The following is a 24,073-nucleotide window of genomic DNA, read 5'->3' on the forward strand; positions in this document are numbered from 1 at the left end:
GCAATTGGGTCATTCGTCGGGATAACCGGCCGCGGCGGCTTCCAGCCATTGCGGCAGGTCCCGGCGTTTTACTTTCTGGCGGTGGGCATTCGCCAGTTGTTGCAACATGAAGGATTTTTTCTGCTCGTCGCCGCCGGCCAGCGACAGCGCTAGGTCCCGATCCATCCAGCGCTTGATTCGCACATACAGCCACCAATGGAAGTACAGGCCGGCAACGGTGGTCGCGACAATGATGAAGTAATCCATGGAAAATCCTTTGGTCGGTGGCGCAAGTCGGGAAATAAGCGCTACCGTGTGAAGCGTTTTTTATCCCCGCGCAGTCTGTACTGCTGCTGAATGGAACCAATTTTATCCGGGCGATGCCGTGACAGGCGTCAAGCTGCGGAGTTTAATGATTATCTGTCCTTTGGAGTTGATCCTATGCGTAAGTCTGTTTTGCTGGTTGCTTCCTTTTCCACGATGGCCATGCTGCTCACTGGTTGCCAATCCAACCTGACCGGTGACTCCTACTCCCGTGACGAGGCGCGTCGCGTACAGACCGTTCGCATGGGCACCATCGAATCCCTGCGTCCGGTGAAGATCGAAGGCACCAAGACCCCGATCGGCGGCCTCGCCGGTGCGGCGGTTGGCGGCGTTGGCGGCAGCGCCATCGGCGGCGGCAAGGGCAGCATCGTGGCAGCGGTCATCGGTGCGGTGGCTGGCGGCCTGATCGGCTCCGCTACCGAGGAAGGCCTGACCCGTACCCAGGGCGTGGAAATCACCGTGCGTGAAGACGACGGCAGCATGCGCGCCTATGTACAACAAGTTGAACAAAACGAAGTGTTCCGTGTTGGCGAACGCGTGCGCATCATGAGCGTCAACGGCACCAGCCGCGTCGCCCACTAAGGGTTAACCGCGGTAAAACAAAACCCCGGCCAGGCAACTGGTCGGGGTTTTGTGTTTTCAGCCTGGGCAACGCCGGCGGTTATGCCGGCAATGGCGGGTTCTTGCGGCTGGCCGCGGCCGTTACGGCGTAGCCGATCAGGGCGGCGAAGAGCGAGCCGGTGAGGATGCCCATGCGGTCCATGCCGGCGTATTCGCTGCTGCCTGGCACAAAGGCCAGAGAGCCGACAAACAGGCTCATGGTGAAGCCGATCCCGCAGAGAATCGCCACGCCCAGCACCTGGCCCCAGTTGGCGCCTCCGGGGAGGGCGGCCAGGCCCGTTTTCACCGCCAGCCAGGTCAGGCCGAACACGCCGACCGTCTTGCCCAGCAACAGGCCCACGGCGATGCCCATGGGCACGTAGTGGGTGAAGCTTTCCAGGGTGATGCCCGAGAACGACAGCCCGGCGTTGGCGAAGGCGAACAGCGGCAGGATGCCGTAGGCGACCCAGGGATGCAGTGCATGTTCCAGGCTCAGCAGCGGCGAAGGCTCGGCATTGCGGGTGCGCAGTGGGATGCAGAACGCCAGGGTCACGCCGGCCAGGGTCGCGTGGACCCCGCTCTTGAGTACGCAGACCCACAGGATCAGGCCGACGATCATGTACGGCCCGAGCTTGACCACGCCCAGGCGATTCATCGCCACCAGCGCCACCAGGCAGGCCGCTGCGAGCAGCAACGACAGGGTCGACAGGGCGCCGGAGTAGAAAATCGCGATGACGATGATGGCCCCCAGGTCATCGATGATCGCCAGCGTCATCAGGAACAGCTTCAGCGATACCGGCACCCGCTTGCCGAGCAAGGCCAGCACGCCGAGGGCGAAGGCGATGTCGGTGGCCATGGGGATCGCCCAACCGCTGAGCGCGGGCGGGTTGTCCTTGTTGAGGAACCAGTAGATCAGCGCGGGTACTACCATGCCGCCGATGGCGGCGGCGCCCGGCAGGACGATCTGCGAAGGCTTGGACAGGTGGCCGTCGAGGACTTCGCGCTTGACCTCCAGGCCGATCAGCAGGAAGAACATGGCCATCAGGCCGTCGTTGATCCACAGCAGCAAGGGTTTGGCGATTTTCAGGGCGCCGATCTGGGCGACCACGGGGGTGTCCAGCAGGCCGTTGTACAGCCAGGACAGCGGTGAGTTGTTGATGATCAGGGCAAGCACGGCAGCGGCAATCAATAACAGACCGCTGGCAGCTTCCAACTGAAAGAAACGCGTGAAAGTGCTACGCAGAGGCAAGGTCGCTCTCCATTTAAAAACTAAGAAGGTGGCACACCCTAACCCGTACTGTTAGTTGTTAAAACAAAAGTTATATTCTTTTTTGTTATATGTAGCAGGGCAGCGGCCTGCCGAAAAACCAGCCTAGCAGTTGTGTATCCAATTGCTTCATAACTGTACCTGTGAGGGCCGCTGGATGTTTCCTAACATGTCCGGCCCAAGCCCGGCAGGCCGAGGCTTGTGCCTGGGGCGAGGGCCTGATTTTCCTGGCGCCTGGCTCGCCTGTGCCGGGTGCATTTCATCTTTGCGCGTCCTGTGTGGCGTTCGAGCCAACGAGAAAAGACCATGAGCGACAACCGTCAGTGGGCCCGCGAGGCCATCCGGATCATCGAAGCCGACTTCCAGCGCAGCGCCGACACCCACCTGATTCCCTTGCCCTTGCCGGGTCTGCCGGGCATCGAGTTGTACTTCAAGGATGAGTCCAGCCACCCCACCGGCAGCCTCAAGCATCGCCTGGCGCGTTCGTTGTTCCTTTATGCGCTGTGTAATGGCTGGCTCAAGCCCGGAGCGCCGGTGATCGAGGCGTCCAGCGGTTCGACGGCGATTTCCGAAGCCTACTTCGCGCGCCTGTTGGGCTTGCCGTTCATCGCGGTGATGCCGGCCACTACCTCCCAGGAAAAGATCGCGCAGATCGCTTTCTACGGCGGCAAGAGCCACCTGGTGCAGGACCCGACGCAGATCTACGCCGAGTCGGAGCGCCTGGCCCGGGAGAGCGGCGGCCATTTCATGGACCAGTTCACTTACGCTGAACGCGCCACCGACTGGCGGGCGAACAACAACATCGCCGAGTCGATCTTCCAGCAACTGCGCTTCGAGCGTTACCCGGAGCCCAAATGGCTGATTTCCAGCCCCGGCACCGGCGGCACCACCGCCACCCTGGGGCGCTATGTGCGTTATCGCCAGCACTGCACCCGGGTGCTGTGCGCCGATGCCGAGCGTTCGGTGTTCTTCGATTATTACCAGAGCGGCGACGCCAGCCTGCGCCTGGATTGCGGTTCGCGCATCGAAGGGATCGGTCGGCCGCGGGTCGAGGCGTCGTTCCTGCCCAAGGTGATCGATGCGATGGTCAAGGTGCCGGACGCCTTGTCGCTGGCGGCCATGCATTACCTGGCGCAGCGCCTGGGACGGCGCGTCGGCGGTTCCAGCGGGACCAACCTGATCGGCGCGTTGATGGCGGCGCAGCAGATGAAACAGGCGGGGGAGAGCGGTTCGATTGTCGCCATCCTGTGCGACGGCGGCGAGCGTTATGCGACCACCTATTACGATCAGGCCTGGCTGGCTGCTCAGGGTTACGAACTGACGGCCTTGATCGAGACCGTGGCAGCAAGCGTGGAACGGGGTGAACCGTTGCCGGCCAGCGTGTTGCGCGCCGGCCTCTAAGCCGCAACCGCCCCTGTAGGAGCGAGCTTGCTCGCGATGGAGGCCAACGATAACGCTGGGTGTCTGAAACACTGCGTTGTCTTGACGCTTTTCGCGAGCAAGCTCGCTCCTACAGGTTTTTTACGCCTCGATCCCGAGGATATCGCGCGCCACGGCCTCGGCGATGCGAATCCCGTCGACGCCGGCCGACAGGATGCCGCCGGCATAACCGGCGCCTTCGCCGGCCGGGTACAGCCCCTTCACGTTCAGGCTCTGCATCGACTCGTCGCGGGTAATGCGCAGCGGCGACGAGGTGCGGGTCTCGATCCCGGTCAGTACCGCGTCGTGCAGCGAGTAACCCTTGATCTGCCGCTCGAAGGCCGGCAGCGCTTCGCGGATCGCCTCGATGGCGAAGTCCGGCAGGGCCAGGGCCAGGTCGCCCAGGGCCACGCCCGGCTTGTAGGACGGCTCGACGCTGCCCAGGGCGGTGGACGGCTTGCCGGCGATAAAGTCGCCGACCAGCTGCGCCGGGGCTTCGTAGTTGCTGCCGCCGAGAACGAAAGCGTGGGACTCCAGGCGCTCCTGCAACTCGATACCGGCGAGCGGGCCGCCCGGGTAATCCACTTCCGGGGTGATGCCGACCACGATGCCGGAGTTGGCGTTGCGCTCGTTACGCGAGTACTGGCTCATGCCGTTGGTGACTACGCGGTTCGGCTCGGAAGTCGCCGCCACCACGGTGCCGCCCGGGCACATGCAGAAGCTGTAGACCGAGCGGCCGTTCTTGGCGTGGTGCACCAGCTTGTAGTCGGCCGCGCCGAGCTTCGGGTGGCCGGCGTATTTGCCCAGGCGCGCGCTGTCGATCAGCGACTGCGGGTGTTCGATACGGAACCCCACGGAGAACGGCTTGGCCTCCATGTACACACCACGGCCGTGGAGCATGCGGAAGGTGTCGCGGGCGCTGTGGCCGAGGGCCAGGATCACGTGTTTCGAGTGGATCCGTTCGCCGCTGGCGAGTTCGACGCCGACTAGCTGGCCGTCTTCGATCAGTACGTCGGTCAGCCGTTGCTCGAAGCGCACTTCACCGCCCAGGGCGATGATTTGCTGGCGCATGTTCTCGACCACACCGGTCAGGCGGAAGGTACCGATGTGCGGCTTGCTGACGTAGAGGATCTCTTCCGGCGCGCCGGCCTTGACGAACTCGTGCAGGACCTTGCGGCCGTGGTGTTTCGGGTCCTTGATCTGGCTGTACAGCTTGCCGTCGGAGAAGGTCCCCGCGCCGCCTTCGCCGAACTGCACGTTGGATTCCGGGTTGAGCACGCTTTTGCGCCACAGGCCCCAGGTGTCCTTGGTGCGCTGGCGCACTTCCTTGCCGCGTTCGAGGACGATCGGCTTGAAGCCCATCTGCGCCAGCAGCAGGCCGGCGAAAATCCCGCAGGGGCCGAAACCGACCACGATCGGGCGTTGCTCCAGGTTGGCCGGCGCCTGGCCGACCACCTTGTAGCTGACATCCGGCGCCGGGTTGACGTTACGGTCGTCGGCGAACTTGTGCAGCAGCCGGGCCTCGTCGCGAACGTTCAGGTCGAGGGTGTAGATGAAGCACAGCTCGGACGACTTCTTGCGCGCGTCGTAGCTGCGCTTGAACAGGGTGAAGTCGAGCAGGTCATCGTTGGCGATGCCCAGGCGCTGCAGGATGGCAGGGCGCAGGTCTTCATCGGGATGGTCGATCGGCAGCTTGAGTTCGGTGATTCGTAACATGACAGGGTCCGGTTCGCGGGACGCACCAATGCGTCAGGGCGGTTTTACAAACCGGCGATTATAAGCCGCAAAGCCCGGACCCCGTGAGGTTAAAACGGTCGCCCGTCGCCTCAGTCGTTACGCGCGCCGCCGAAATACGCGCAACCGCGCTGGACCTGGCCGTCCACCCGCAGCTCGGCGGTCAGGTGCTGCACGCTGCCGGTCTTGCTGTCCACGCAGCGCTGCGGGGCGACCCACAGCTCGACGTGGCGGTTGTTGGCTTCGCTGCTGAGGTTGAAACGGCCGTCGCCCAATTGCTCTTCCAGGTAAGGCAGCGCCAGGGCGGGCTGGCCGGCGCGCTCGATACGCATGCCTTTGGCACTGACGTCGACGCTCCAGTCCGGCGTCTTGCCGCTGGCCCGCAGGATCAGGCGCGGGAAGTCGGGGTCGCCGCAGGCGTCGCTGGAGCGTTCGACGCGGTACAGCTGGCTCAGCGCCACTTCGCTGTCGGCGCCGCCGGCCTTGCTCGGCGAGAAATGCCCGCGCAGGTCGGCGAACAAGGTGCCTTGTTGGTCCGCCAGGCTGGCGGCTTCCTGCAGGATGCTGGTGCCAGCGTCGTCCTTGACCACATAACGCTGGTCGCCGACGCAGGGCTTGAACAGCAACTGGCCGTTGGCCGCGGTCAGCGTGCCCTGCATGCGGGTCTGGCCGGCCTGGGAGGGCGTCCGGGACTGGCCGTCGAACACCGACAGCATCTGGCAACCGGCAAACAGGGGGAGCAGGGCAATACAAACAAGGGTACGGGCGGCGCGCATCGTCGGGTCTCCAATCAAGTGCCGCCACGTTACGCAGCCTGACCGTTCATCACAAGGCTTGAGTACCCCGGGCCGGTGCTTGAGTTGCACGAGGCGCCCCAGCATAGTGGCGCACCTGTCCTGGATCGGGCCCGCCGCGAATGAAGCCATCCCTGTCTGTCTTCCCTGAACGCCTGTACGCGCTGGACGCCTTGCGCGGCCTGGCGGCGTTGGCGGTGGTGTTCTGGCATTGGCAGCACTTTTTCTTCCTGGGCTCCGTGCCTGGGCCGTTACTGCGCGAAGAGCAACCGTTGTACAGCGTCTTTTCGCTGTTCTATCGGCACGGCGGCGATGCCGTATCGCTGTTCTTCAGCTTGTCCGGTTTCATCTTCTTCTGGTTGTTCGGCCAGGCGCTGGCGCGTCGGGAGCTCTCCGGGCGGCAGTTTTTCATCGATCGTTTCAGTCGGATCTACCCGCTGCACCTGGCGACCTTTGTTGCCGTGGCGCTGTTGCAGAAGGTCTATGCCGGCTACACCGGCCATGGGTTCGTGTACCCGTTCAACGACCTGTATCACGGGCTGTTGAACCTGTTCCTGGCGCCGGCCTGGGGGTTCGAGCAGGGCTGGTCGTTCAACGCGCCGGCCTGGTCGATCTCGGTGGAAGTGCTGCTGTATGCGGCGTTTTTCCTACTGTGGCGTTACACGCCGGCGCCGTTGTCGGGCAGCGCGTTGCTGGCCCTGGTCGCGATCTGGGTCTTTCCGGCGCAGTACAAGATCAGCCTGGGGGTGTTCGGGTTCTTCTGCGGCGGCCTGGCGTACGTCGGCGTCGCCTGGCTATTGCGGCGGTTCTCCGGGCGTTGGGTCGGCGCGGCGATGGCGCTGGCCTGTGCGGCCGCCTGGTGGCTGTTCGCGGCCTTCGGGGCCGATTCGCCGTCGATCAAGTTCGCCCTGCTGTTTCCGCTGACCGTCGCCGCCATTGCCGCCTGCCATCGCTGGCTGGAGCCGTTTGCCCGGCGCCTGGCCTGGCTCGGCGACATCAGTTATGCCTCCTACTTGCTGCACTTTCCGCTGCAGATTGTCGCGGCGCTGCTGGCGGACAAGTTTTTCCCGGGGCGCGCCGTGTTCTACCATCCCTGGAGCCTGCTGCTGTTTTTCAGCGTGCTGATCGTGGCCAGCCTGCTGTGCCACCTGTGGTTCGAGCGACCGCTGCAACGCTGGCTGCGCCAGCGCGCACGGCATGCCGCAACGGGCCTTGCAGCGGCCCGTTGAAAGAACGTCGTTCAACCGACGATGTAACTCTGGCCGGTCTGCAGGCCTTCCACGCTCTTGGCGTAAGCCAGCGCCACGTCGGCGCCGGGCACCGGCTTGTAGCCACGGAAGTACGGGCCGTAGCTGTCCATGGCTTCTTCCAGCACGGTCGGGCTCACCGAGTTCACCCGCAGGCCGCGGGGCAGCTCGATGGCGGCTGCGCGGACAAAACCGTCTATCGCGGCGTTGACCAGGGCGGCCGACGCGCCGCTGCGGATCGGGTCGCGGTTGAGGATGCCGGAGGTGAGGGTGAAGGAGGCGCCGTCGTTGGCGAACTCGCGGCCGATCAGCAGCAGGTTGACCTGCCCCATCAGTTTGTCCTGCAGGCCCAGGGCGAAGCTCTGTTCGTTCATCTCGCCCAGCGGCGCGAAGGTGACGTTGCCCGCGGCGCAGACCAGCGCATCGAAAGTGCCGGTTTTCTCGAACAGCGCGCGGATCGAGGCGCTGTCGCTGATATCCACCTGGAAATCCCCGCTGTTGCGGCCGATGCGGATGATTTCATGACGTTGCGACAACTCGTTGTCGACGGCTTTGCCAATGGTGCCGTTGGCGCCGATCAGAAGAATTTTCATGGGAGTGATCCTCGTGTGGGGTGAACGAGGGTGCAGTCTAGTGCTGGTTTTTCCTGTTGATTAGCGCGCTAATAGGCAACCTTTGGTTTTCAAATGGAAACAATCCATGAGCGAAGTGGACGACCTGGCGGCCTTCGCCGTGCTGATCGAGGCGGGCAGCTTTACCCTGGCGGCCCAGCAACTGGGGTGCAGCAAGGGGCAACTGTCCAAGCGCATCAGCGCGCTGGAGGCGCAGTTCGCGGTGGTGCTGCTGCAACGCACCACGCGCCGCCTGAGCCTGACCGCGGCGGGCGCGGCCTTGCTGCCCCAGGCCCAGGCGCTGCTGGCACAGGTGGAGCGCGCGCGCCAGGCGCTGGCACGGCTCAAGGACGACATGGCCGGGCCGGTGCGCCTGACGGTGCCGGTGTCCCTGGGCGAGACGTTCTTCGATGGCGTGATGCTGGAATTTTCCCGGCAGTATCCCGAGGTACAGATCGAGTTGGAGTTGAACAACAGCTACCGCGACCTGTCCCGGGACGGTTTCGACCTGGCGATCCGTTCGGAGGTGGCCAACGATCAGCGGCTGGTGGCCAGGCCCCTGCTGGCCTGGCATGAGATGACCTGCGCCAGCCCGGCTTACCTCGAACACTATGGCGAGCCGCGCACGCCCCGCGAGCTGGCCGAGCACCGCTGCCTGCTCAACAGCCATTACCGCGGCCGTGAGGAATGGCTGTATCACCAGCAGCACGAATTGCTGCGGGTCCGGGTGTCCGGGCCGTTCGCCAGCAATCACTACAACCTGTTGAAAAAGGCCGCGCTGGTGGGCGCCGGAATCGCCCGGCTGCCGTCTTACCTGTTGCAGGCAGAACTGGCCGACGGTCGTTTGCGCGGGCTGTTGCGCGACTACCAGACCCGCAGCATGCCGATGTACCTGGTGCACCCGTACCAGGGCGGGCTGCCCCGGCGTACCCAGGTCCTGGCCGATTACCTGATCGACTGGTTCAAGCGCAGCGGCGAGGCCCTCGACCGTCTCTGAGCGCATTGCTCTTGTAGGAGCGCAGCTTGCTCGCGAAAACGTCAACGCAACGCGGTGTTTCAGCTACCCCGCGTTATCGTTGGCCTCCATCGCGAGCAAGCTGCGCTCCTACAGGGCGCGGGGAAAGATCAGCGGTAGCGGCGGGCGATCAGGTGGTCGATGGACAGCGCGCCCGGGCCGCGGGCCATCAGGTACAGCAGGACCGCCGCCCAGGTGCCGTGGGTCGGGTAGGCGTCGGGGTAGACGAAGAGCTGGATGGTCAGGGTCATGCCCAGCAGGGCCAGGGCCGAGAAGCGCGTGGCGAAACCGACCAGCAGCAGTATCGGGAAAAAATGCTCGGCGAACGCCGCCAGGTGCGCGGCCAGTTCGGGGGAGAGCAGCGGCAGCCGGTATTCGCTCTGGAACAGGGGAATGGTCGAGTCGGCCAGGCGCGGCATGCCAAGCTCGAACGTCCCGGAGAACAGATCGATGGCCAGGCCCTCGACCTTGGTCTGGCCGGACTTCCAGAACACCGCGGCGATGGAGAAACGCCCGATAAAGGCGATCAGGCCGTGGGGAATGTTCTCCAGCAACTGGACGAGCCGGTGCACCAGTCGGGCGAGAGGGTTGTGGTTCGGGCAAGGGCTATTCATGTTCAGGTCTCGGTATGGGGAAACAGGCAGGTGATGGCGCCGCGGCTGATCAGCAGCGCCAGGCTCGGGCTCGGCTCGAACGCCGGGTCGATCGCCAGGGCGTCGGCCGCGGCGGTTTGCAGGGGCTGTGAACGGTGCAGGCAGTGGATGAAACGAGCGGCCCCGGCGTCGATGGCGAACACCTCGACGTCGAGGCCGTGCCGCAGCACCAGGGCGTGTTGTGGGTGTGTCAGGTCGATAGCCTGCCAGTCGCCGTCGCCCTGATGGGCGGCCCATAGCGCCACCACCGGATGGTCCGAATGCAGCAGGCTGAGCGACGGGTGTAGCGCCAAGCGCAATTGCCCCAGCGCCTGCGGTTCGGCCATCACCGCGGCGATCTGCTCCGGGGCGACCGGGTTGGCGTCGGCGGCGTGATAGGCCATGACCCGCAGGCGTTCCAGGCGCGCGACATCCGCCAGGTAAGGCACGCCGGCGGCGGGAGGGAAAGCGCCGATGAAATCGGCGAAGTCATGGCCATAGTCATTGAGCAAGACGCTGCCGGGCGGGAAGCGCCTGACGTAGAGCGTGGCCATGGCGCGAAAGAACGCCTCGCCGACCAGTTGCGCGACCACCGGATAACCGTCGGCCAGGGCGTCGATCAGCGAACCCAGGACGTTGTTGCGGTACACCGCGAAGCGGCTGGCCGGGTCGGCGCCGTTGGCGCAATACAGGTCCGCGGGGCAAGGCCGGTCGGGGTCGAGCAGGGCGCTGGCGAAGGTCGCTTGCGTATTCATGCCGGCCTCCTTGCGCCATGCAGCAACTGGTCGGCCTGACGAGCCTCGGCGTGCAGCACGCTAAAGGCCGGCACCCGGTTGTCGCGCTCGATCAGGGTCGCGGTCGGGCCGATGCGCTCCAGTAGCCGCAGGTACAGCGCCCACACGGCGCTGTCGACCGGCGCGCCGTGATCGTCGATCAGTAGCCGGTCGCCCAGGCTGTCGCTGTCTTCGGCAAAGCCGGCCAAGTGGATCTCGCCCACCGCGTGCAGTGGCAAGGCATCGATATAGGCCAGCGGATCGCGACGGTGGTTGACGCTCGACACGTAGACATTGTTCACGTCCAGCAGCAGGCCGCAGCCGGTGCGGCGGATCGCTTCGCGAATGAACTCGGCCTCGTCCATGCTCGATTGGCGAAACTCCAGGTAGGTCGCCGGGTTCTCCAGCAGCATGGGCCGGCGTAGCGCGTTCTGGACCTGGTCGATGTGTTCGCAGACGCGGTCCAGCGTCGGCCGGTCGTAGGCCAGGGGCAGTAAGTCGTTGAGAAACACCGGACCATGGCTGGACCAGGCCAGGTGTTCGGAAAAGGCTTGGGGTTGATAACGCTCGATCAGCGCGGCCAGGCGAGCCAGGTGCGCCGGGTCCAGCGGAGCCTCGGCACCGATCGACAGGCCGACACCGTGCAGCGACAGCGGATACTGCTCGCGGATCAACCCCAGGTAATGGTGGAACGGCCCGCCGGCGACCATGTAGTTTTCCGCATGGACTTCAAAGAAACCGATATCGGGCTGCTGGCTCAGGACCTCGCGAAAATGCTCGGTCTTGAGCCCCAGCCCGGCGCGGCGCGGCAGACTGGAAACGGTCGCCTGAGTGGCGGGATGGCGGGGGAGTTGCACGGCACTGTTCATCGTCGACACTCAGGCGGGCGGCTTGTTACGACTTGGCCTTGTAGGCTTCGAGCTGGCCGAAACCGGTAGGCGAGGTGCTGCTCGCGGTTTTTTCGCAGGTGCCTTTGGGCACCAGTTTCCAGGCGTTGGCCTGGTGGTCGACCTTGGAGGTGCCGGCACAGGTGGTGCCCGCGCCCGCCGCGCAATCGTTCTTGCCCTTCATGGCGACGCCAAAGCACTTCTCCATGTCGCCGGCGGCTTGGGCGGCGGTCGGCAGGGCAGCCATGCTCAGGGCCGAACCGAGGGCCAGGACCAGGCCGGCGGCGGACAGGGTGCGAGAGGTAGCGGTCATGGTGTTTCTCCAGAAAAAGTAGGGGGACAGACAGGCTTGTGTGCCTGCTTACCCCTCTAGAGAAAGCCCGCCGGAATTCGTTACACCGCGCGGCAGAATTTTTTGTCGCCGCTCTCGGAATCGCCGGAGGTCCTGCGGACCTTGCGCAGCCTTCGGCAGCGGCTACACGTCCGGAGGAGAACGCCGTCGCGCGGTACACCACGATCCCTGTAGCCGCTGCCGCAGGCTGCGCACGACCGCGCAGCGGGCGTCGGTCTTGGGATCGCCAGAGGTCCTGCGGACCTTACGCAGCCTTCGGCAGCGGCTACACCGTCCGGGGAAGAACGCCATCGCGCGGTATGCCGCAATCCTGTAGCCGCTGCCGTAGGCTGCGCACGACCGCGCAGCGGGCGCCGTTTTGACGGAAATAAAAAACGGCCCCGAAGGGCCGTTGTTTTTTCTCGCGGTACTCAACCGCCCAGGTAGGCGTCGCGCACCTTGGGGTCGACCAGCAGCGCTTCGCCGGTGCCTTGCATCACCACCCGACCGTTTTCCAGTACATAGGCACGGTCGGCGATCTTCAGCGCCTGGTTGGCGTTCTGCTCCACCAGGAACACCGTCACGCCGTCGCGGCGCAGTTGTTCGATGATGTCGAAGATCTGCTGGATGATGATCGGCGCCAGGCCCAGGGACGGCTCGTCGAGCAGCAACAGCTTGGGCTTGCTCATCAGCGCGCGGCCGATGGCGAGCATCTGCTGTTCGCCGCCGGACATGGTGCCGCCGCGCTGGCTGAAGCGTTCCTTGAGGCGCGGGAACAGGTGCAGGACCTTGTCCATCTGCTCCTGGTAATCGCCCTTGTCGGTGAAGAACCCGCCCATGGCCAGGTTTTCCTCGACGGTCAGGCGAGCGAACACCCGGCGACCTTCCGGCACCACGGCGATGCTCTTGCGCATGATCTGCGCCGAGGTCTGCCCCACCAGCTCTTCACCCAGGTAACGGATGCTGCCGCTGTGGGCCTGCGGCGAACCGCAGAGGGTCATCAGCAGGGTGGATTTGCCGGCGCCGTTGGCCCCGATCAGGGTGACGATCTCGCCCTGGCGGATCTCGACGTTGACGCTGTGCAGCGCCTGGATCTTGCCGTAGAAGGTGGAAACGTTTTCGAACTGCAGCATTTACGCTTCCCCCAGGTAGGCTTTGATCACATCGGGATTGTCGCGGATCTGTTCCGGCGTGCCGTCGGCCAGGGGCGTGCCCTGGTTGATCACGACGATGTGGTCGGAAATGCTCATGACCAGTTTCATGTCGTGCTCGATCAGCAGCACGGTCACGTTGTGCTCCTCGCGCAGCACACTGATCAGGGCTTTCAGGTCTTCGGTTTCCCTGGGGTTCAGGCCGGCGGCCGGCTCGTCGAGCATGAGGATCCGCGGACGGGTCATCATGCAGCGGGCGATTTCCAGGCGCCGTTGCTGACCGTAGGCCAGGGTCCCGGCGGGACGGTTGGCGAACTCCTTGAGGTTGACCTTTTCCAGCCAGTACTCGGCGAACTCCATGGCCTCACGCTCGCTCTTGCGGAACGAGGGCGTCTTGAACAGGCCGGCGAGGAAGTTGGTGTTCAGGTGACGGTGCTGGGCGATCAGCAGGTTCTCGACCGCCGTCATGTCCTTGAACAGCCGCACGTTCTGGAAGGTGCGGACCACGCCCTTGAGGGCGATCTTGTGCCCCGCGAGGCCTTGGATCGGCTCGCCGTCCAGCAGGATGCTACCGCCGGTTGGCTGGTAGAAACCGGTCAGGCAGTTGAACACCGTGGTCTTGCCCGCGCCGTTCGGCCCGATCAGCGCCACCACCTGTTTCTCTTTCACGGTCAGGGCTACGCCGTTGACCGCCAGCAAGCCGCCGAAGCGCATGCTCAGATTTTCGACTTTAAGGATCTCGCGGCTCATTTGCGCAGCTCCATGTGAGGACGTTGCATGGGCAGCAGACCTTGAGGTCGCCAGATCATCATTAGCACCATCAGGGCGCCGAACATCAACATGCGGTACTCACTGAACTCACGCATCATTTCCGGCAGCAGGATCATCACCACGGCCGCCAGGATCACGCCCAACTGCGAGCCCATGCCGCCCAGCACGACGATGGCGAGAATGATCGCCGACTCGATGAAGGTGAACGATTCCGGGGTCACCAGGCCCTGGCGCGCGGCGAAGAAGCTGCCGGCGAAACCGGCGAAGCTGGCACCCAGGGTGAAGGCCGACAGCTTGATCACCGTCGGGTTCAGGCCCAGGGCGCGGCAGGCGATCTCGTCTTCACGCAAGGCTTCCCACGCACGGCCGATCGGCATGCGCAGCAGGCGGTTGATGATGAACAGCGCCGCCAGCGCCAGCAACAGCGCGACCAGGTAGAGGAAGATCACCTTGTTGATCGAGTTGTATTGCAGGCCGAAAAACTCGTGGAAGGTTTGCATGCCTTCCGCGGCCTTGCGTTCGAAGGTCAGGCCGAAGAACGTCGGTTTCTCGATGTTGCTGATGCCGTTCGGGCCGCCGGTGATGTCGGTCAGGTTACGCAGGAACAGGCGGATGATTTCCCCGAAACCGAGGGTCACGATCGCCAGGTAGTCGCCGCGCAGCCGCAAGACCGGGAAGCCCAGCAGGAAGCCGAACGTGGCCGCCATCAGGCCGGCGATCGGCAGGCAGATCCAGAAGCTCAGGCCGTAGTAATGCGACAGCAGCGCATAACTGTAGGCGCCGACGGCGTAGAAACCGACGTAACCCAGGTCGAGCAGGCCGGCCAGGCCGACCACGATGTTCAGGCCCAGGCCGAGCATCACGTAGATCAGGATCAGCGTGGCGATGTCCACCGCGCCGCGGGAGCCGAAGAACGGCCAGACCAGCGCCCCGAGGATCAGGGCAATGATGATGTAGCGCTGGGTGGTCGGCAGGGTCAGGAAGTTGCTGGCCTTGGCCGGGATCAACGGCATGCTCGGCGAGGATTTCCAGGCCTTGCCGATCTGCTGGTCGAACAGCACCCGCAGGAACATCAGGACCGAACAGACGGCGATAGTCACCAGGGTGGCCGGACTGGTGCCGTGCACTTCGAGGTTGATGCCGACGATGGTCAGTTTCAGACCGAGTACAGGATAGGCCACGGCCCATACCAGCAGGGCGCTGAACAGCGCCTGTTTAAGATTCCTAGTCATACTTTCTCAACCTCCGGGCGGCCCAGAATGCCGGTCGGACGGAACAACAACACCAGAACCAACAAGCCGAAAGCCACGACGTCCTTGTACTGGTCGCCGAAGATATCGGCGCCGAAGGCTTCCGCCACCCCAAGTACCAGGCCGCCCAGCATGGCGCCCGGAATACTGCCGATCCCGCCCAGTACTGCGGCGGTGAAGGCCTTGAGACCGACCAGGAAGCCGGCGTTGGGGTTGATCACGCCGTACTGCATGCTCAGCAGCACGGCCGCGACGGCCGCCAGCGCGGCACCGATGACGAAGGTCAGGGCGATGATGTTGTTGGTGTTGATACCCAGCAGGTTGGCCATCTTGATGTCCTCGGCGCAGGCGCGGCAGGCGCGGCCCAGGCGAGAGCGGGAGATGAACAGGGTCAGGCCGAGCATGGCGATCAGCGTCACCACGAACACCACGATTTGCATGTAGGAGATCAGCACTTCCTGTGCGCCGCCTGGGCCGAAGGAAATATTTCCCGGAATCAGGTTGGGGATGGCCTTGTCCTTGGAGTCTTGCGCCAGCAGAACCGTGTTCTGCAGGAAGATCGACATACCGATGGCGGAAATCAGCGGGATCAGACGGTTGCTGCCGCGCAGGGGGCGGTAGGCGATCCGTTCGATGCTGTAACCGTAGGAACTGGTCACGACGATGCTCGCGATGAAGGCTGCGGTCATCAACAGCGGGACACTTTCGAGCCCCATCATGGTCAGCCCGGCGATGGCGATGAACGCCACGTAGGAACCGATCATGTAGACCTCGCCGTGGGCGAAGTTGATCATTCCAATGATGCCGTAGACCATCGTGTAGCCGATGGCGATCAAGGCATACATGCTGCCAACGTTCAGGCCGTTAACCAGCTGTTGGAAAAAGTGATAGATGTCAGGCATTACAGCGCTCCTAAAAACCTGATACGCATTTCACTGGTGGAGTCATTTTCCCGCCCGAGCCCCGTGGATCTGCATTCACTTCGGGTCGGGTTTTGCCAGCGAACCGCTGATGACGGTTTTGAGATTTTCAGGTGGGGAGGCTGACGGATCACGCCAGCGCGGCCCATTACATTCGTAAAACAAAGCCCACGGCACGCCGTGGGCTTTGTTGGCAGTCAGTAAGACAGGGCCTTATTGAGGCGAAACTTCAGTTTTTGGCTTGCCGTTGTGCCATTCGTAGACCACGAACTTGAAGTCTTTCAGGTCGCCCTTGGCGTCGAAGCTCAGGTCGCCGGTCGGGGTCTTGAAGGTCCCGGCGTGGATGGCTTCGGCCACTTTGGTGGCGTCTTCGGACTTGGCCGCCTTGATGCCTTCGGCGATCACTTCGACAGCCGAGTAGGACGGGAACACGAACGGGCCGCTCGGGTCTTCTTTCTTGGCCTTGAACGCGTCGGCCAGGGCCACGTTGGTCGGGTCCTGGTCGAAGGATTTCGGCAGGGTCACCAGCAGGCCTTCGGAGGCGTCCTTGGCGATCTGGGTGATGGAGTCGTTACCCACGCCTTCCGGCCCCATGAACTTGGCCTTCAGGCCTTTTTCCTGGGCCTGGCGCAGGATCAGGCCCAGCTCCGGGTGGTAGCCGCCGTAGTAGACGAAGTCGACGTTGGCTTGCTTGAGCTTGGCGATGATCGCGGAGAAGTCTTTGTCGCCGGCGTTGACGCCTTCGAACACGGCAACCTTGGTGCCTTTCTTCTCGAGGGTGCTCTTGACGGCGGTGGCGATGCCTTCGCCGTACTGCTGTTTATCGTGCAGCACGCCGACGATTTTCGGCTTCACGTGGTCGGCGATGTAGTTGCCGGCGGCAGGGCCCTGGGCGCTGTCCAGGCCGATGGTGCGGAACACCATCTTGTAACCACGGGCGGTGATGTCCGGGCTGGTGGCGGCGGGGGTGATCATGACCACGCCTTCGTCTTCGTAGATGTCCGAAGCCGGTTGAGTGGAGCTGGAGCACAGGTGGCCGACCACGAACTTGACGCCGTCGTTGACGACTTTGTTGGCCACGGCCACGGCTTGTTTCGGATCGCAGGCGTCATCGTATTCGACGGCCTGGAGTTGCTTGCCATCCACGCCGCCCTTGGCGTTGATTTGCTCGATGGCCATTTTGGCGCCACTGAACTGCATGTCGCCGTACTGGGCTACAGGGCCGGTCTTAGGGCCGGCGATGCCGATCTTGATGGTGTCAGCTGCGAACGAATGGCTGGCGACTCCGGCCAGAACCATAGCGGCAAACAGTTTGGAAATCTGCTTAGTAGCCTTATTCATAGTGCTCCACTCTTACTGTTGTAATTTTTATAGTCCTGGCGCCGTAGCAGCAGAACCGGGTCAGATATCTCGTGGATACCCCCGGAAATGCCCCCGGCAACTGTACCGGTACAGTGTAGAGCGGCGATTGTCAGCCTGGGAAGCTGGCGCCGGGGGGCAAAATCAGGGAACGTCGCTTTATTGAAAGAAAAAGACAGAATTGCGGCGGGGTTTTGATCGTATTCAGCGAGCAATCCTTGGCCCTCCTGCGCTTCTCTATCGTTGACTCAATTGCAACCGGGTTTGTCTGCCAGAGCACCGACGTTATCATTGCGCCGATTTCTTTTCGGGACAGGCCCATGACTCAAGAACCTAGCACCCTCTATGCCAAGCTGCTTGGCGAAACCGCATCTATTACCTGGAAGGAGCTGGAGCCGTTCTTCGCCAAGGGTGCCCTATTGTGGGTCGACGCCGAGCTGGATTTGATCGAGGCAGCCGAGGCAATGGCTGAGAACCAGGCAGGAAAAGTCTCAGCCTGGCTGGCCGCCGATAAGGTCGGCAAAGTGTCTGCGACGCGGGCGCAGGATCTGGTCGAGCGCGATCCGCAGCTGTGGGCGGTGGTGGTTTCGCCGTGGATTCTGGTCCAGGAAAGGGCGTCTGCCGAAGGTTGAGCACCAAAATGGTGCTCAGTTTTGCCGGGCAAAAGTGTGTAGCCGAGTAACCGCGATTACGGTGATGGCAAGTTGCCGTAGAGAAAGGCCCCACCGATTTCGGGCTGACGGTGACGTAAGCGGAATGGGAACAGTTTTCAAGGCAGCCGGCGGGCTGCCTGATTGTTTCCGGGTATCGGCATTGATTCCCTGTAGGAGTAGCCGGTCGACGCTCGATTGCTCGCGATAGCGTCCTGACAGCCGATAGCGCGTGATCTTGATAACGCTGATCGCGAGCAAGCTCGCTCCTACAAGTGGATCTCAGTAAGCCGTCTTGCCGGTGTGGTTGTTCAGCGAGATGACCTTGGTCTTGCCGATGCGGTGGCGATAGATCTCGCGCAGGTACTTGATGGCCTTTTTCACGCAATCGCGGGACAGGCGGATGTCGTTGATCGAGACGAACTTGTCCTTGTCGTTGATCAGCTCGCGGTACTTCTTCTCGTACATCGGCTTGATCGCGTACCAGTTGGTGTCGAGGATCTTCGCCGGGTTCTCGAACTCGTTGAGCAACTCGTCGATGCGGCTTTCGTCGAACGCCTCGCTGACGATGAAGTCGAGGATCGAGTTGTCCAGGGTCTCGTCGAAGCGGTACGGGTTGCGGGCGAAGCAACGCTTGATGAAGGCCACGATCAGGGTCAGGAAGTCGTCCGACAGGCACGGGCTCTTGGCGATCAGGGTGGTCAGCGAGAGGTTGGCCGAGGCGCCGATCACCAGCGCATAACGCTTGAGCGTGGTGTTGGGGAACAGGCTGTTGAGGTGGGTCTTGAGCCGGTTCAGGTCCATGTACGACAGCTTGTAGTCCTTGGGCAGGGAGACGATCGACACCACCGACGAGCAGTTCTTGAAGAAGTGCAGGTCGTGCAGGGCCGCGGCGTCGTAGCCGGACGCCTTGTATTGCTCCAGCGCCGCGCGATAACGCTTGGATTCGATCGGCAGCAGGCTGATGCCCTCGATGGCCTGGGTCACCTTGTTGAAGTGCGGCAGGTCGATGGAGCGGAAGAACAGGTCGTCGATGTTCAGGCGCTGTGGCTCTTTCTCGAACACCTTGAACTTGTCGCCGGTCGGCACCGGGGTTTCCGGGACCACGGATTCGGCGTAGGCGATCGCCACCGGGCCGGCCAGGCTCATGAACAGGTCGTTGGCATCCAGGCGGATGGTCTCGCCGATGTCGATGCCGGCGCGGCGGAAGTAGTTCTGGTCGTAGTCGGTGGTCACCGCCTGGGCGGTCAGGATGTTGAAGATCTGCTGGGAGATGTACTGGTTGGCGTGTTTCTCCATGGCGTTGACGTCAATGTTCTGGATGTTGCCGTCATCGCTCTCCTCGGCGTAACGCATGATGTCGTTGGAGATCAGCATCATCGCGTTCCAGGGGCGGATACGCCCCATGACGCTGGCTTCGCTGCTGTCTTCGTTATCGAAGTTGTAGGAGAAGTCCCATTCTTCCGACAGGTATTTGCACAGCAGGCGTCCGGCGTTGATGTGCAGTGCCTCGGACATTTCGCTGCGGTGGTCGGAGATATTCGGCAAGACGCAGATGCCGCTGGTGAAGATCGGCTCGAAGACGAAGGAGTGGCCGCTCTTGCTGTCGTGTTCGTCGATCGGCTTGGTGTCGAACGTCTTGTTCATATACGAGTACTGCTGGGCCAGGCCGAACTCCGAGGCCATGCCCGAACCGGTACCGCCGCCGGCGCTGAAGATCGAGAAGTACAGGCGTGACTGGTTGGCCTTGATGCCGCACGAGTCGATCAGGTACGAGTGGATCATTTTCCAGTCGGGGCTGGAGAAGCGCTGGGTGTCCTTGTTGAGGATGATCTTGGCCAGGTACTGGCCGAGGATCGGCGCGTTGCCGGCGCCGCCGGCATGGACTTCCGAGAGGTCCATGATCTTCATCTTGCTGTAGTCGCGGATAAAGCCGCTTTTTTCGCCCTTGCGCGAGAAGCGGATGCGTCCGGCGATGTCCTTGTCCAGGTCGCCCAGCATCACCAGTGGTTCGACCAGGAACACCGGTTTACTGGCCTTGCTCTGGCCCAGGCGCAGGTTGTGGCGGATCCACTGCGCGGGGCTGTAGCCCTTGTCGGCATAGGCCTTGTCGTCGTTGTTGAATTCGTTGAGGTAAAACTTGCGGGCGTTGTACACCAGCTCCGCGACGTCCAGGGCGATGTTCGAGCCGCAACGGCCCAGGCCGATCAGGCAAACCGAGGGAAACTCCTGTTCGCGGCGGGCCTCGAGCTCGTCTTCCAGGTGCGGCGCGCGCGGGAATACCGAGTCGCGCAGGCCGTCGAGGTTGTCGAGGATGCGGTCGGTGTTGGTTTCGGTGAAGTAGAGGTACTGCTGGGGCGCCTGCGGGCGTGAGCTGGACAATGGCTTCGAATCTGAAAAGCTCTGGCTGCCTGGGGTCAGCGTCAGTTCGGATACTGCGTTGGCAGAATTGTTTTTAGAAGTCATTGTGCGCCGTGTGCCTGGACTGGTCGGTTCGATGAGGGGATGTCAAAGAGCCATCAAGTGAGATCTCGCGACTTTACAGTGCGATATTGGCCCTAGCGATAGGGATAAGTCTTACGAACGCTAGGGGGAATCCTTTCCTAAGTTCAGATAAATCGGCCAGTTTTCGGTGATCTTTAATCAAAAGGAGGCAAGATGATGGCAACTTTACCCACCCTCGGGTTCGCCGGTATCGGCTTGATGGGCTTGCCCATGTGTCGCCGACTGCTGGCGGCGGGGTACCCCCTGGTGGTGTGGAACCGCAACCCGGAAAAATGCGCGCCGCTGGCGGCGGCAGGCGCCCGGGTGGTGCGTACGCCGGCCGAGCTGTGCGAGCGCGCGGAGCTGGTGTTGCTGTGCCTGGCCAACACCGAGGTGGTGCGCGAGGTGGTGTTCGGCGCCGAGGGTATCGCCCAAGGAGCTCGGGCTGGCCAGTTGCTGGTGGACCTCTCCAGCCTGGAGCCGACCGCGACCCGGGAAATGGCCGCGCAGCTGGCGAGCGCTACCGGCATGGGCTGGGTCGATGCGCCGGTGTCCGGCGGTACGCCGGGGGCCGAGGCCGGCAGCCTGGCGATCATGGTCGGCGGCGAGGCGGCGGCCATCGAACGGGCACGGCCGGTGTTGCTCCAGCTGGGACAACGGGTGACCCATATGGGGGGCGTCGGCGCCGGCCAGGTGACCAAGGCCTGTAACCAGATGATCGTTGCCTGCAATGCGCTGGTGATCGCCGAGGTGGTGGCGCTGGCCGAGCGTTCCGGGGTCGACGCCTCGTTGCTGGCCGAGGCGCTGGCCGGCGGTTTCGCCGATTCCCGGCCACTGCAGATCCTTGCCCCGCAGATGGCCGAAAGCCGTTTCGAGCCGATCAAATGGCATGTGCGCACGCTGCTCAAGGATCTGGACGGGGCGGTGAAGTTCTCGCGCGAACAGGGCTCGGCGACGCCGATCAGTGGATTGGCCGCACAGTTGATGCGCCTGCATGGCGGCCAGGGGTATCTGGAACAGGATCCTGCGACCCTGATCCGCCTGTATCGCCAGCCGCAGTCGAAGGGCTGAGCCCGGCGGCGGTCCGCAGGCGCTGCTCGATTTCGGCAATCGCCGCGGATAGCTCCTGCACAGGCACCGCCTGGCCGAGCAGGTAACCCTGGATGAAATCGCAGCCGTGCTTGGCCAGGAACTCGTACTGCTGCACGTTCTCGACCCCTTCGGTGACCACGTTCAAGTGCAGGGTGTGGGCCATGACGATGATCGCCTGGACGATTTCCTTGTCTTGGGTCGACTGGTGCATGTCCTGAATGAACGAGCGGTCGATCTTCAGGGTGTTGAGCGGCAGGCGCTTGAGGTAGGCGAGGGACGAATAGCCGGTGCCGAAGTCGTCGAGCGACAGCGACACGCCGAGGCTGCGGATCTGCCGCAGCAAGTTCACCGTCGTCTCGATATTACCCATCAGGGCGTTTTCCGTGACTTCCAGCTCCAGGCGCTGGGGGGCGACCCCGGCGGATTGCAGGGCATCGGCGATTTCCCCGGGCAGGGCTTCGCGCGCCAGGTTCAGGGCCGAGCAGTTCACCGCGATACTCAACTCGGCAAAGCCGTGGCGGGACAGGGCGGCCAGGTCCTGGCAGGCTTTGCGCAGCACCCAGTTGTCCAGTTCGGCGATCAGCCCGTTGGCCTCGGCGATGCTGATAAAGCGGTCGGGAGCCAGCAGGCCGTGCAACGGGTGCTGCCAGCGCACCAGGGCTTCGAGCTTGCTGACCTTGTGCTGGTTCAGGTCGTAGATCGGCTGGTAGTACAGGGTCAGCCCGGCCTCGCTGCGCAGGGCATTGCGCAGTTCTTCTTCCAGTTGCAGTTCCAGGCACGCGGTGTTTTTCAGGTTGGCGTTGAAGAAGTGCAGGCTGTTGCGCCCACTCTCCTTGGATTGATAGAGCGCAAGGTCAGCGTGCTTGAGCAGTTCCTCGCTGGTGGTGCCGTCGTCGGGAAACACGCTGATGCCGATGCTCGTGGTCATCACCATGCGCCTGCCCGCCAGCTCGATGGGCTCCTTCATCTTGTTCATGATGCGGTGTGCCATGAGCCGGGCTTCCTCGCGTTCGCGCAGGCTGATGAGAATGCAGAACTCGTCGCCGCCGAAGCGCGCCACCACGTCCTCGTGGCTGCGGGTGGAGCCCTTGATGTGATGGGCGAGCACTTTCAACAGCTCGTCGCCGGCGTCGTGGCCGAGGCTGTCGTTGATCCGCTTGAAGTGATCGATGTCGAGAAACATCACCGCCAGCATGCCGCCCTGTACGGTCTTTTCGATGAGCTTTTCGGCGAACAGCTGGTTGAAGCCGCGTCGATTGATCAGGTTGGTCAGGGCGTCGTAATGCGCCACCTGCTGTAAGGCGACCCGGGCCTGGTCCAGTTGGCTCAACAGGGTGTTGACCCGCAGCAGGTCCTGTTCCTTGTGTTGCAGCTTCTTGTCCGCCAGGGCCGCGCTGATACTGCTGCCGATGATCAGCAGGGCGATGACGGCGATGGTCAGGCCCAGTTGCAACGGGTTGTCGTCCACCGGCATCGAGGGCGTGCCCGCCGCCGGCATCACCAGTTTCAGCGCCCACATGCCGGTGAAATGCATGGCGACTATGCCGCCGCCCAGGAGCAGGCTCGCCGAGTATTTGAGCAACTGGTGAAGCATGCCGCTGCCATCGCTCAGGTAGCGCGACAGCAGCAGCGCGACGAGGCTGGCGCTGATGGCAATGGCGATGGACAGGCCGAAGAGGTCGGGTTGGTAGTAGGCCGTGGCTTGCGAGCGCAGGGCGGCCATGCCGACATAGTGCATGGTGCAGATGCCCAGGCCGATCCAGACCGAGGCCAGCAGGTAGCGCCACAGGGGCAGCTTGGGCTGGCTGAGGGTGTTCATCGCCAGCCAGGAAGCGACTGCCGCGAACAGCAGCGACAGCAGGGTCGTCGGCAGGTCGTAGTGGGTTTCGATGGGCAGTTGCAGCGCCAGCATGCCGATGAAATGCATGGCCCAGATACCGCCGGCCAGGCACAAGGCGCCGACCCAGCACCAGCGCTTGCGGGCTGCTGGCAGATCAACGTGGCGAACCCGTTCGGCCATGTCCAGGGTGGCGAAGCTGCCGGCGCAGGCAACCAGGTAGGCGAGGATCACCAGCACGGGATTATGGCTGCAGTTGAGCAATACCTGCCCGTCTGCGGGAAGCTCGGTAAAAAAATGCAAACCAAGCCAGTCCATAGCGTGCCCCATCAGTGAGTCATCCCAGGCCAGCGCCCGGTGGCTGATCGATGCAGCTGAGTATAGGAAGCCCCGGGCAAGGCGAGGGGCGATGGTGGCAATTTGACTTAAATGATTTTGGAATTCAGCCAATAGCCAATCGAACTAAGCGCTTTGTTCGAAATACAGCTCAGGTTCCAGGGGCGCGAGCCCGAATGCCGCGCGCGCGGCGTCGCAATCGACATTCTGTTCGCCATTCTCCCAGGACGCCTCGAACTCGCGGCAGGTGCTGGAGCGCTGGTGGTAGATCGCGCAACTGACTTCCTGGCCGACCTCACCGGTCAGCGCGGTGCAGCGGGTCGGCTTGCAATCGGTGCCGAGCATGGCGACCCGGCTGGGGCTGATGGACGCCACCAGGTCGTCGGGGACCGTACCGCCGGCAGAGGCGCATTCGCCCCAGAAAAAAGACACACGAAAGTGTGAACAGCAGGCACCGCAATTCAGACACGGACTGGCTTCGGACATGGGCGTATTCAACGGGGAGGAGGTGGATGAAGGGGCAGGCAAGGCGGCTATTCTAGGCTTCGCAATGGCCTTGGGAAGGGGGCGCACGAGGTATTTTTCAGGCCCTGCGCAAGCCCTTGAAAAA

Annotated in this window: 23 protein-coding genes; 6 read left to right on the forward strand and 17 right to left on the reverse strand. The window is 63.2% G+C overall.

From position 1 onward, the window contains the following. Positions 1–9 precede the first annotated feature (9 nt). Positions 10–246: a hypothetical protein gene (locus BTN82_RS05920; RefSeq protein WP_075118227.1), complete on the reverse strand. Its 237-nt coding sequence runs from the start codon at positions 244–246 to the stop codon at positions 10–12. Positions 247–420: 174 nt separating this feature from the next. On the opposite strand from BTN82_RS05920, the gene BTN82_RS05925 reads away from it, so the two are divergent. Next, a complete protein-coding gene (locus BTN82_RS05925; RefSeq protein ID WP_075118228.1) occupies positions 421–885 on the forward strand; it encodes a glycine zipper 2TM domain-containing protein in 465 nt (154 codons plus the stop codon). Positions 886–964: 79 nt separating this feature from the next. Here BTN82_RS05925 and nhaA read toward each other — a convergent pair whose 3' ends face one another. Next, positions 965–2,152, reverse strand: coding sequence for a Na+/H+ antiporter NhaA (gene nhaA / locus BTN82_RS05930; RefSeq protein WP_075118229.1), 1,188 nt, complete (start codon positions 2,150–2,152; stop codon positions 965–967). A 324-nt stretch (positions 2,153–2,476) separates the two neighbouring features. Here nhaA and BTN82_RS05935 point away from each other — a divergent pair, with 324 nt between their 5' ends. Then, on the forward strand, positions 2,477–3,571 hold the full coding sequence (locus BTN82_RS05935; RefSeq protein ID WP_075118230.1) for a PLP-dependent cysteine synthase family protein: 1,095 nt from the start codon (positions 2,477–2,479) through the stop codon (positions 3,569–3,571). A 120-nt stretch (positions 3,572–3,691) separates the two neighbouring features. Here BTN82_RS05935 and BTN82_RS05940 read toward each other — a convergent pair whose 3' ends face one another. Both BTN82_RS05940 and BTN82_RS05945 read right to left on the reverse strand, forming a co-directional pair. Continuing rightward, a complete protein-coding gene (locus tag BTN82_RS05940) occupies positions 3,692–5,305 on the reverse strand; it encodes an NAD(P)/FAD-dependent oxidoreductase (protein WP_075118231.1) in 1,614 nt (537 codons plus the stop codon). Between the two features lie 110 nt (positions 5,306–5,415). Next, the gene (locus BTN82_RS05945; RefSeq protein WP_075118232.1) at positions 5,416–6,099 is read right to left on the reverse strand and encodes a COG3650 family protein; all 684 of its coding nucleotides are present in this window, start codon (positions 6,097–6,099) and stop codon (positions 5,416–5,418) included. A gap of 140 nt (positions 6,100–6,239) precedes the next feature. Between BTN82_RS05945 and BTN82_RS05950 the strand changes: the two genes are divergently transcribed. After that, a complete protein-coding gene (locus tag BTN82_RS05950; protein ID WP_075118233.1) occupies positions 6,240–7,346 on the forward strand; it encodes an acyltransferase family protein in 1,107 nt (368 codons plus the stop codon). An 11-nt stretch (positions 7,347–7,357) separates the two neighbouring features. Here the strand turns inward: BTN82_RS05950 and BTN82_RS05955 are convergent, their stop codons facing one another. After that, on the reverse strand, positions 7,358–7,957 hold the full coding sequence (locus BTN82_RS05955; RefSeq protein WP_075118234.1) for a short chain dehydrogenase: 600 nt from the start codon (positions 7,955–7,957) through the stop codon (positions 7,358–7,360). A gap of 106 nt (positions 7,958–8,063) precedes the next feature. On the opposite strand from BTN82_RS05955, the gene BTN82_RS05960 reads away from it, so the two are divergent. Then, positions 8,064–8,972, forward strand: a complete 909-nt coding sequence (locus BTN82_RS05960; RefSeq protein WP_075118235.1) for a LysR family transcriptional regulator — start codon at positions 8,064–8,066, stop codon at positions 8,970–8,972. Positions 8,973–9,100: 128 nt separating this feature from the next. Here the strand turns inward: BTN82_RS05960 and BTN82_RS05965 are convergent, their stop codons facing one another. The 9 genes from BTN82_RS05965 to BTN82_RS06005 all read right to left on the reverse strand — a co-directional run bounded on the left by BTN82_RS05965 (position 9,101) and on the right by BTN82_RS06005 (position 17,046). Then, positions 9,101–9,604, reverse strand: coding sequence for a DoxX family protein (locus tag BTN82_RS05965; protein ID WP_075118236.1), 504 nt, complete (start codon positions 9,602–9,604; stop codon positions 9,101–9,103). A gap of 2 nt (positions 9,605–9,606) precedes the next feature. Next, positions 9,607–10,377: a DUF2063 domain-containing protein gene (locus BTN82_RS05970; protein WP_075118237.1), complete on the reverse strand. Its 771-nt coding sequence runs from the start codon at positions 10,375–10,377 to the stop codon at positions 9,607–9,609. Beyond that, complete coding sequence (locus tag BTN82_RS05975) at positions 10,374–11,264, reverse strand: DUF692 domain-containing protein (RefSeq protein ID WP_075118238.1); 891 nt, start codon at positions 11,262–11,264, stop codon at positions 10,374–10,376. Before BTN82_RS05975 ends, BTN82_RS05970 begins: the two co-directional genes overlap by 4 nt. A gap of 25 nt (positions 11,265–11,289) precedes the next feature. Then, on the reverse strand, positions 11,290–11,595 hold the full coding sequence (locus BTN82_RS05980) for a DUF2282 domain-containing protein (protein WP_075118239.1): 306 nt from the start codon (positions 11,593–11,595) through the stop codon (positions 11,290–11,292). Positions 11,596–12,044: 449 nt separating this feature from the next. Further along, a complete protein-coding gene (locus BTN82_RS05985) occupies positions 12,045–12,746 on the reverse strand; it encodes an ABC transporter ATP-binding protein (protein ID WP_075118240.1) in 702 nt (233 codons plus the stop codon). After that, positions 12,747–13,514, reverse strand: a complete 768-nt coding sequence (livG, locus tag BTN82_RS05990; protein ID WP_075118241.1) for a high-affinity branched-chain amino acid ABC transporter ATP-binding protein LivG — start codon at positions 13,512–13,514, stop codon at positions 12,747–12,749. Further along, the gene (locus BTN82_RS05995; RefSeq protein ID WP_075118242.1) at positions 13,511–14,767 is read right to left on the reverse strand and encodes a high-affinity branched-chain amino acid ABC transporter permease LivM; all 1,257 of its coding nucleotides are present in this window, start codon (positions 14,765–14,767) and stop codon (positions 13,511–13,513) included. Before BTN82_RS05995 ends, livG begins: the two co-directional genes overlap by 4 nt. Then, the gene (livH, locus tag BTN82_RS06000) at positions 14,764–15,687 is read right to left on the reverse strand and encodes a high-affinity branched-chain amino acid ABC transporter permease LivH (RefSeq protein ID WP_075118243.1); all 924 of its coding nucleotides are present in this window, start codon (positions 15,685–15,687) and stop codon (positions 14,764–14,766) included. The genes BTN82_RS05995 and livH overlap by 4 nt, the downstream gene beginning before the upstream one ends. Positions 15,688–15,918: 231 nt before the next feature. Continuing rightward, entirely contained in the window at positions 15,919–17,046 is a 1,128-nt protein-coding gene (locus BTN82_RS06005) for a branched-chain amino acid ABC transporter substrate-binding protein (RefSeq protein ID WP_075118244.1), read from the reverse strand. Between the two features lie 338 nt (positions 17,047–17,384). Between BTN82_RS06005 and BTN82_RS06010 the strand changes: the two genes are divergently transcribed. Beyond that, entirely contained in the window at positions 17,385–17,696 is a 312-nt protein-coding gene (locus tag BTN82_RS06010; protein WP_075118431.1) for a DUF2288 domain-containing protein, read from the forward strand. Positions 17,697–17,996: 300 nt separating this feature from the next. Here the strand turns inward: BTN82_RS06010 and BTN82_RS06015 are convergent, their stop codons facing one another. Continuing rightward, a complete protein-coding gene (locus BTN82_RS06015; protein ID WP_075118245.1) occupies positions 17,997–20,180 on the reverse strand; it encodes a hypothetical protein in 2,184 nt (727 codons plus the stop codon). Between the two features lie 192 nt (positions 20,181–20,372). Between BTN82_RS06015 and BTN82_RS06020 the strand changes: the two genes are divergently transcribed. Next, positions 20,373–21,269, forward strand: a complete 897-nt coding sequence (locus tag BTN82_RS06020; protein ID WP_075118246.1) for an NAD(P)-dependent oxidoreductase — start codon at positions 20,373–20,375, stop codon at positions 21,267–21,269. On the opposite strand, the gene BTN82_RS06025 is transcribed toward BTN82_RS06020, so the two are convergent. Both BTN82_RS06025 and BTN82_RS06030 read right to left on the reverse strand, forming a co-directional pair. Beyond that, positions 21,160–23,445 (reverse strand): putative bifunctional diguanylate cyclase/phosphodiesterase, encoded by a 2,286-nt coding sequence (locus BTN82_RS06025; protein WP_075118247.1) that lies wholly within the window; start codon positions 23,443–23,445, stop codon positions 21,160–21,162. The two genes, BTN82_RS06020 and BTN82_RS06025, sit on opposite strands and share 110 nt — an antisense overlap. Positions 23,446–23,589: 144 nt before the next feature. Further along, positions 23,590–23,949, reverse strand: coding sequence for a YkgJ family cysteine cluster protein (locus tag BTN82_RS06030; protein WP_075118248.1), 360 nt, complete (start codon positions 23,947–23,949; stop codon positions 23,590–23,592). Between the last annotated feature and the right edge of the window lie 124 nt (positions 23,950–24,073).

This window comes from Pseudomonas chlororaphis (assembly GCF_001921865.1).
GTDB classification, from domain to species: Bacteria; Pseudomonadota; Gammaproteobacteria; order Pseudomonadales; family Pseudomonadaceae; genus Aquipseudomonas; species Aquipseudomonas chlororaphis_D.

Bases quoted from the DNA above. Each gene is read 5' to 3' on its own strand.
- BTN82_RS06030 (WP_075118248.1), bottom strand. From the start codon at position 23,949: ATGTCCGAAGCCAGTCCGTGTCTGAATTGCGGTGCCTGCTGTTCACAC.
- BTN82_RS05925 (WP_075118228.1), top strand. From the start codon at position 421: ATGCGTAAGTCTGTTTTGCTGGTTGCTTCCTTTTCCACGATGGCCATG.
- BTN82_RS05950 (WP_075118233.1), top strand. From the start codon at position 6,240: ATGAAGCCATCCCTGTCTGTCTTCCCTGAACGCCTGTACGCGCTGGAC.
- BTN82_RS06010 (WP_075118431.1), top strand. From the start codon at position 17,385: ATGACTCAAGAACCTAGCACCCTCTATGCCAAGCTGCTTGGCGAAACC.
- BTN82_RS05935 (WP_075118230.1), top strand. From the start codon at position 2,477: ATGAGCGACAACCGTCAGTGGGCCCGCGAGGCCATCCGGATCATCGAA.
- BTN82_RS05940 (WP_075118231.1), bottom strand. From the start codon at position 5,305: ATGTTACGAATCACCGAACTCAAGCTGCCGATCGACCATCCCGATGAA.
- BTN82_RS05985 (WP_075118240.1), bottom strand. From the start codon at position 12,746: ATGCTGCAGTTCGAAAACGTTTCCACCTTCTACGGCAAGATCCAGGCG.
- livH (WP_075118243.1), bottom strand. From the start codon at position 15,687: ATGCCTGACATCTATCACTTTTTCCAACAGCTGGTTAACGGCCTGAAC.
- BTN82_RS05970 (WP_075118237.1), bottom strand. From the start codon at position 10,377: ATGAATACGCAAGCGACCTTCGCCAGCGCCCTGCTCGACCCCGACCGG.
- BTN82_RS06005 (WP_075118244.1), bottom strand. From the start codon at position 17,046: ATGAATAAGGCTACTAAGCAGATTTCCAAACTGTTTGCCGCTATGGTT.
- BTN82_RS05920 (WP_075118227.1), bottom strand. From the start codon at position 246: ATGGATTACTTCATCATTGTCGCGACCACCGTTGCCGGCCTGTACTTC.
- BTN82_RS05960 (WP_075118235.1), top strand. From the start codon at position 8,064: ATGAGCGAAGTGGACGACCTGGCGGCCTTCGCCGTGCTGATCGAGGCG.
- BTN82_RS06025 (WP_075118247.1), bottom strand. From the start codon at position 23,445: ATGGACTGGCTTGGTTTGCATTTTTTTACCGAGCTTCCCGCAGACGGG.
- BTN82_RS06020 (WP_075118246.1), top strand. From the start codon at position 20,373: ATGATGGCAACTTTACCCACCCTCGGGTTCGCCGGTATCGGCTTGATG.
- BTN82_RS05980 (WP_075118239.1), bottom strand. From the start codon at position 11,595: ATGACCGCTACCTCTCGCACCCTGTCCGCCGCCGGCCTGGTCCTGGCC.
- BTN82_RS05995 (WP_075118242.1), bottom strand. From the start codon at position 14,767: ATGACTAGGAATCTTAAACAGGCGCTGTTCAGCGCCCTGCTGGTATGG.
- livG (WP_075118241.1), bottom strand. From the start codon at position 13,514: ATGAGCCGCGAGATCCTTAAAGTCGAAAATCTGAGCATGCGCTTCGGC.
- BTN82_RS05975 (WP_075118238.1), bottom strand. From the start codon at position 11,264: ATGAACAGTGCCGTGCAACTCCCCCGCCATCCCGCCACTCAGGCGACC.
- BTN82_RS05965 (WP_075118236.1), bottom strand. From the start codon at position 9,604: ATGAATAGCCCTTGCCCGAACCACAACCCTCTCGCCCGACTGGTGCAC.
- BTN82_RS05945 (WP_075118232.1), bottom strand. From the start codon at position 6,099: ATGCGCGCCGCCCGTACCCTTGTTTGTATTGCCCTGCTCCCCCTGTTT.
- BTN82_RS05955 (WP_075118234.1), bottom strand. From the start codon at position 7,957: ATGAAAATTCTTCTGATCGGCGCCAACGGCACCATTGGCAAAGCCGTC.
- BTN82_RS06015 (WP_075118245.1), bottom strand. From the start codon at position 20,180: ATGACTTCTAAAAACAATTCTGCCAACGCAGTATCCGAACTGACGCTG.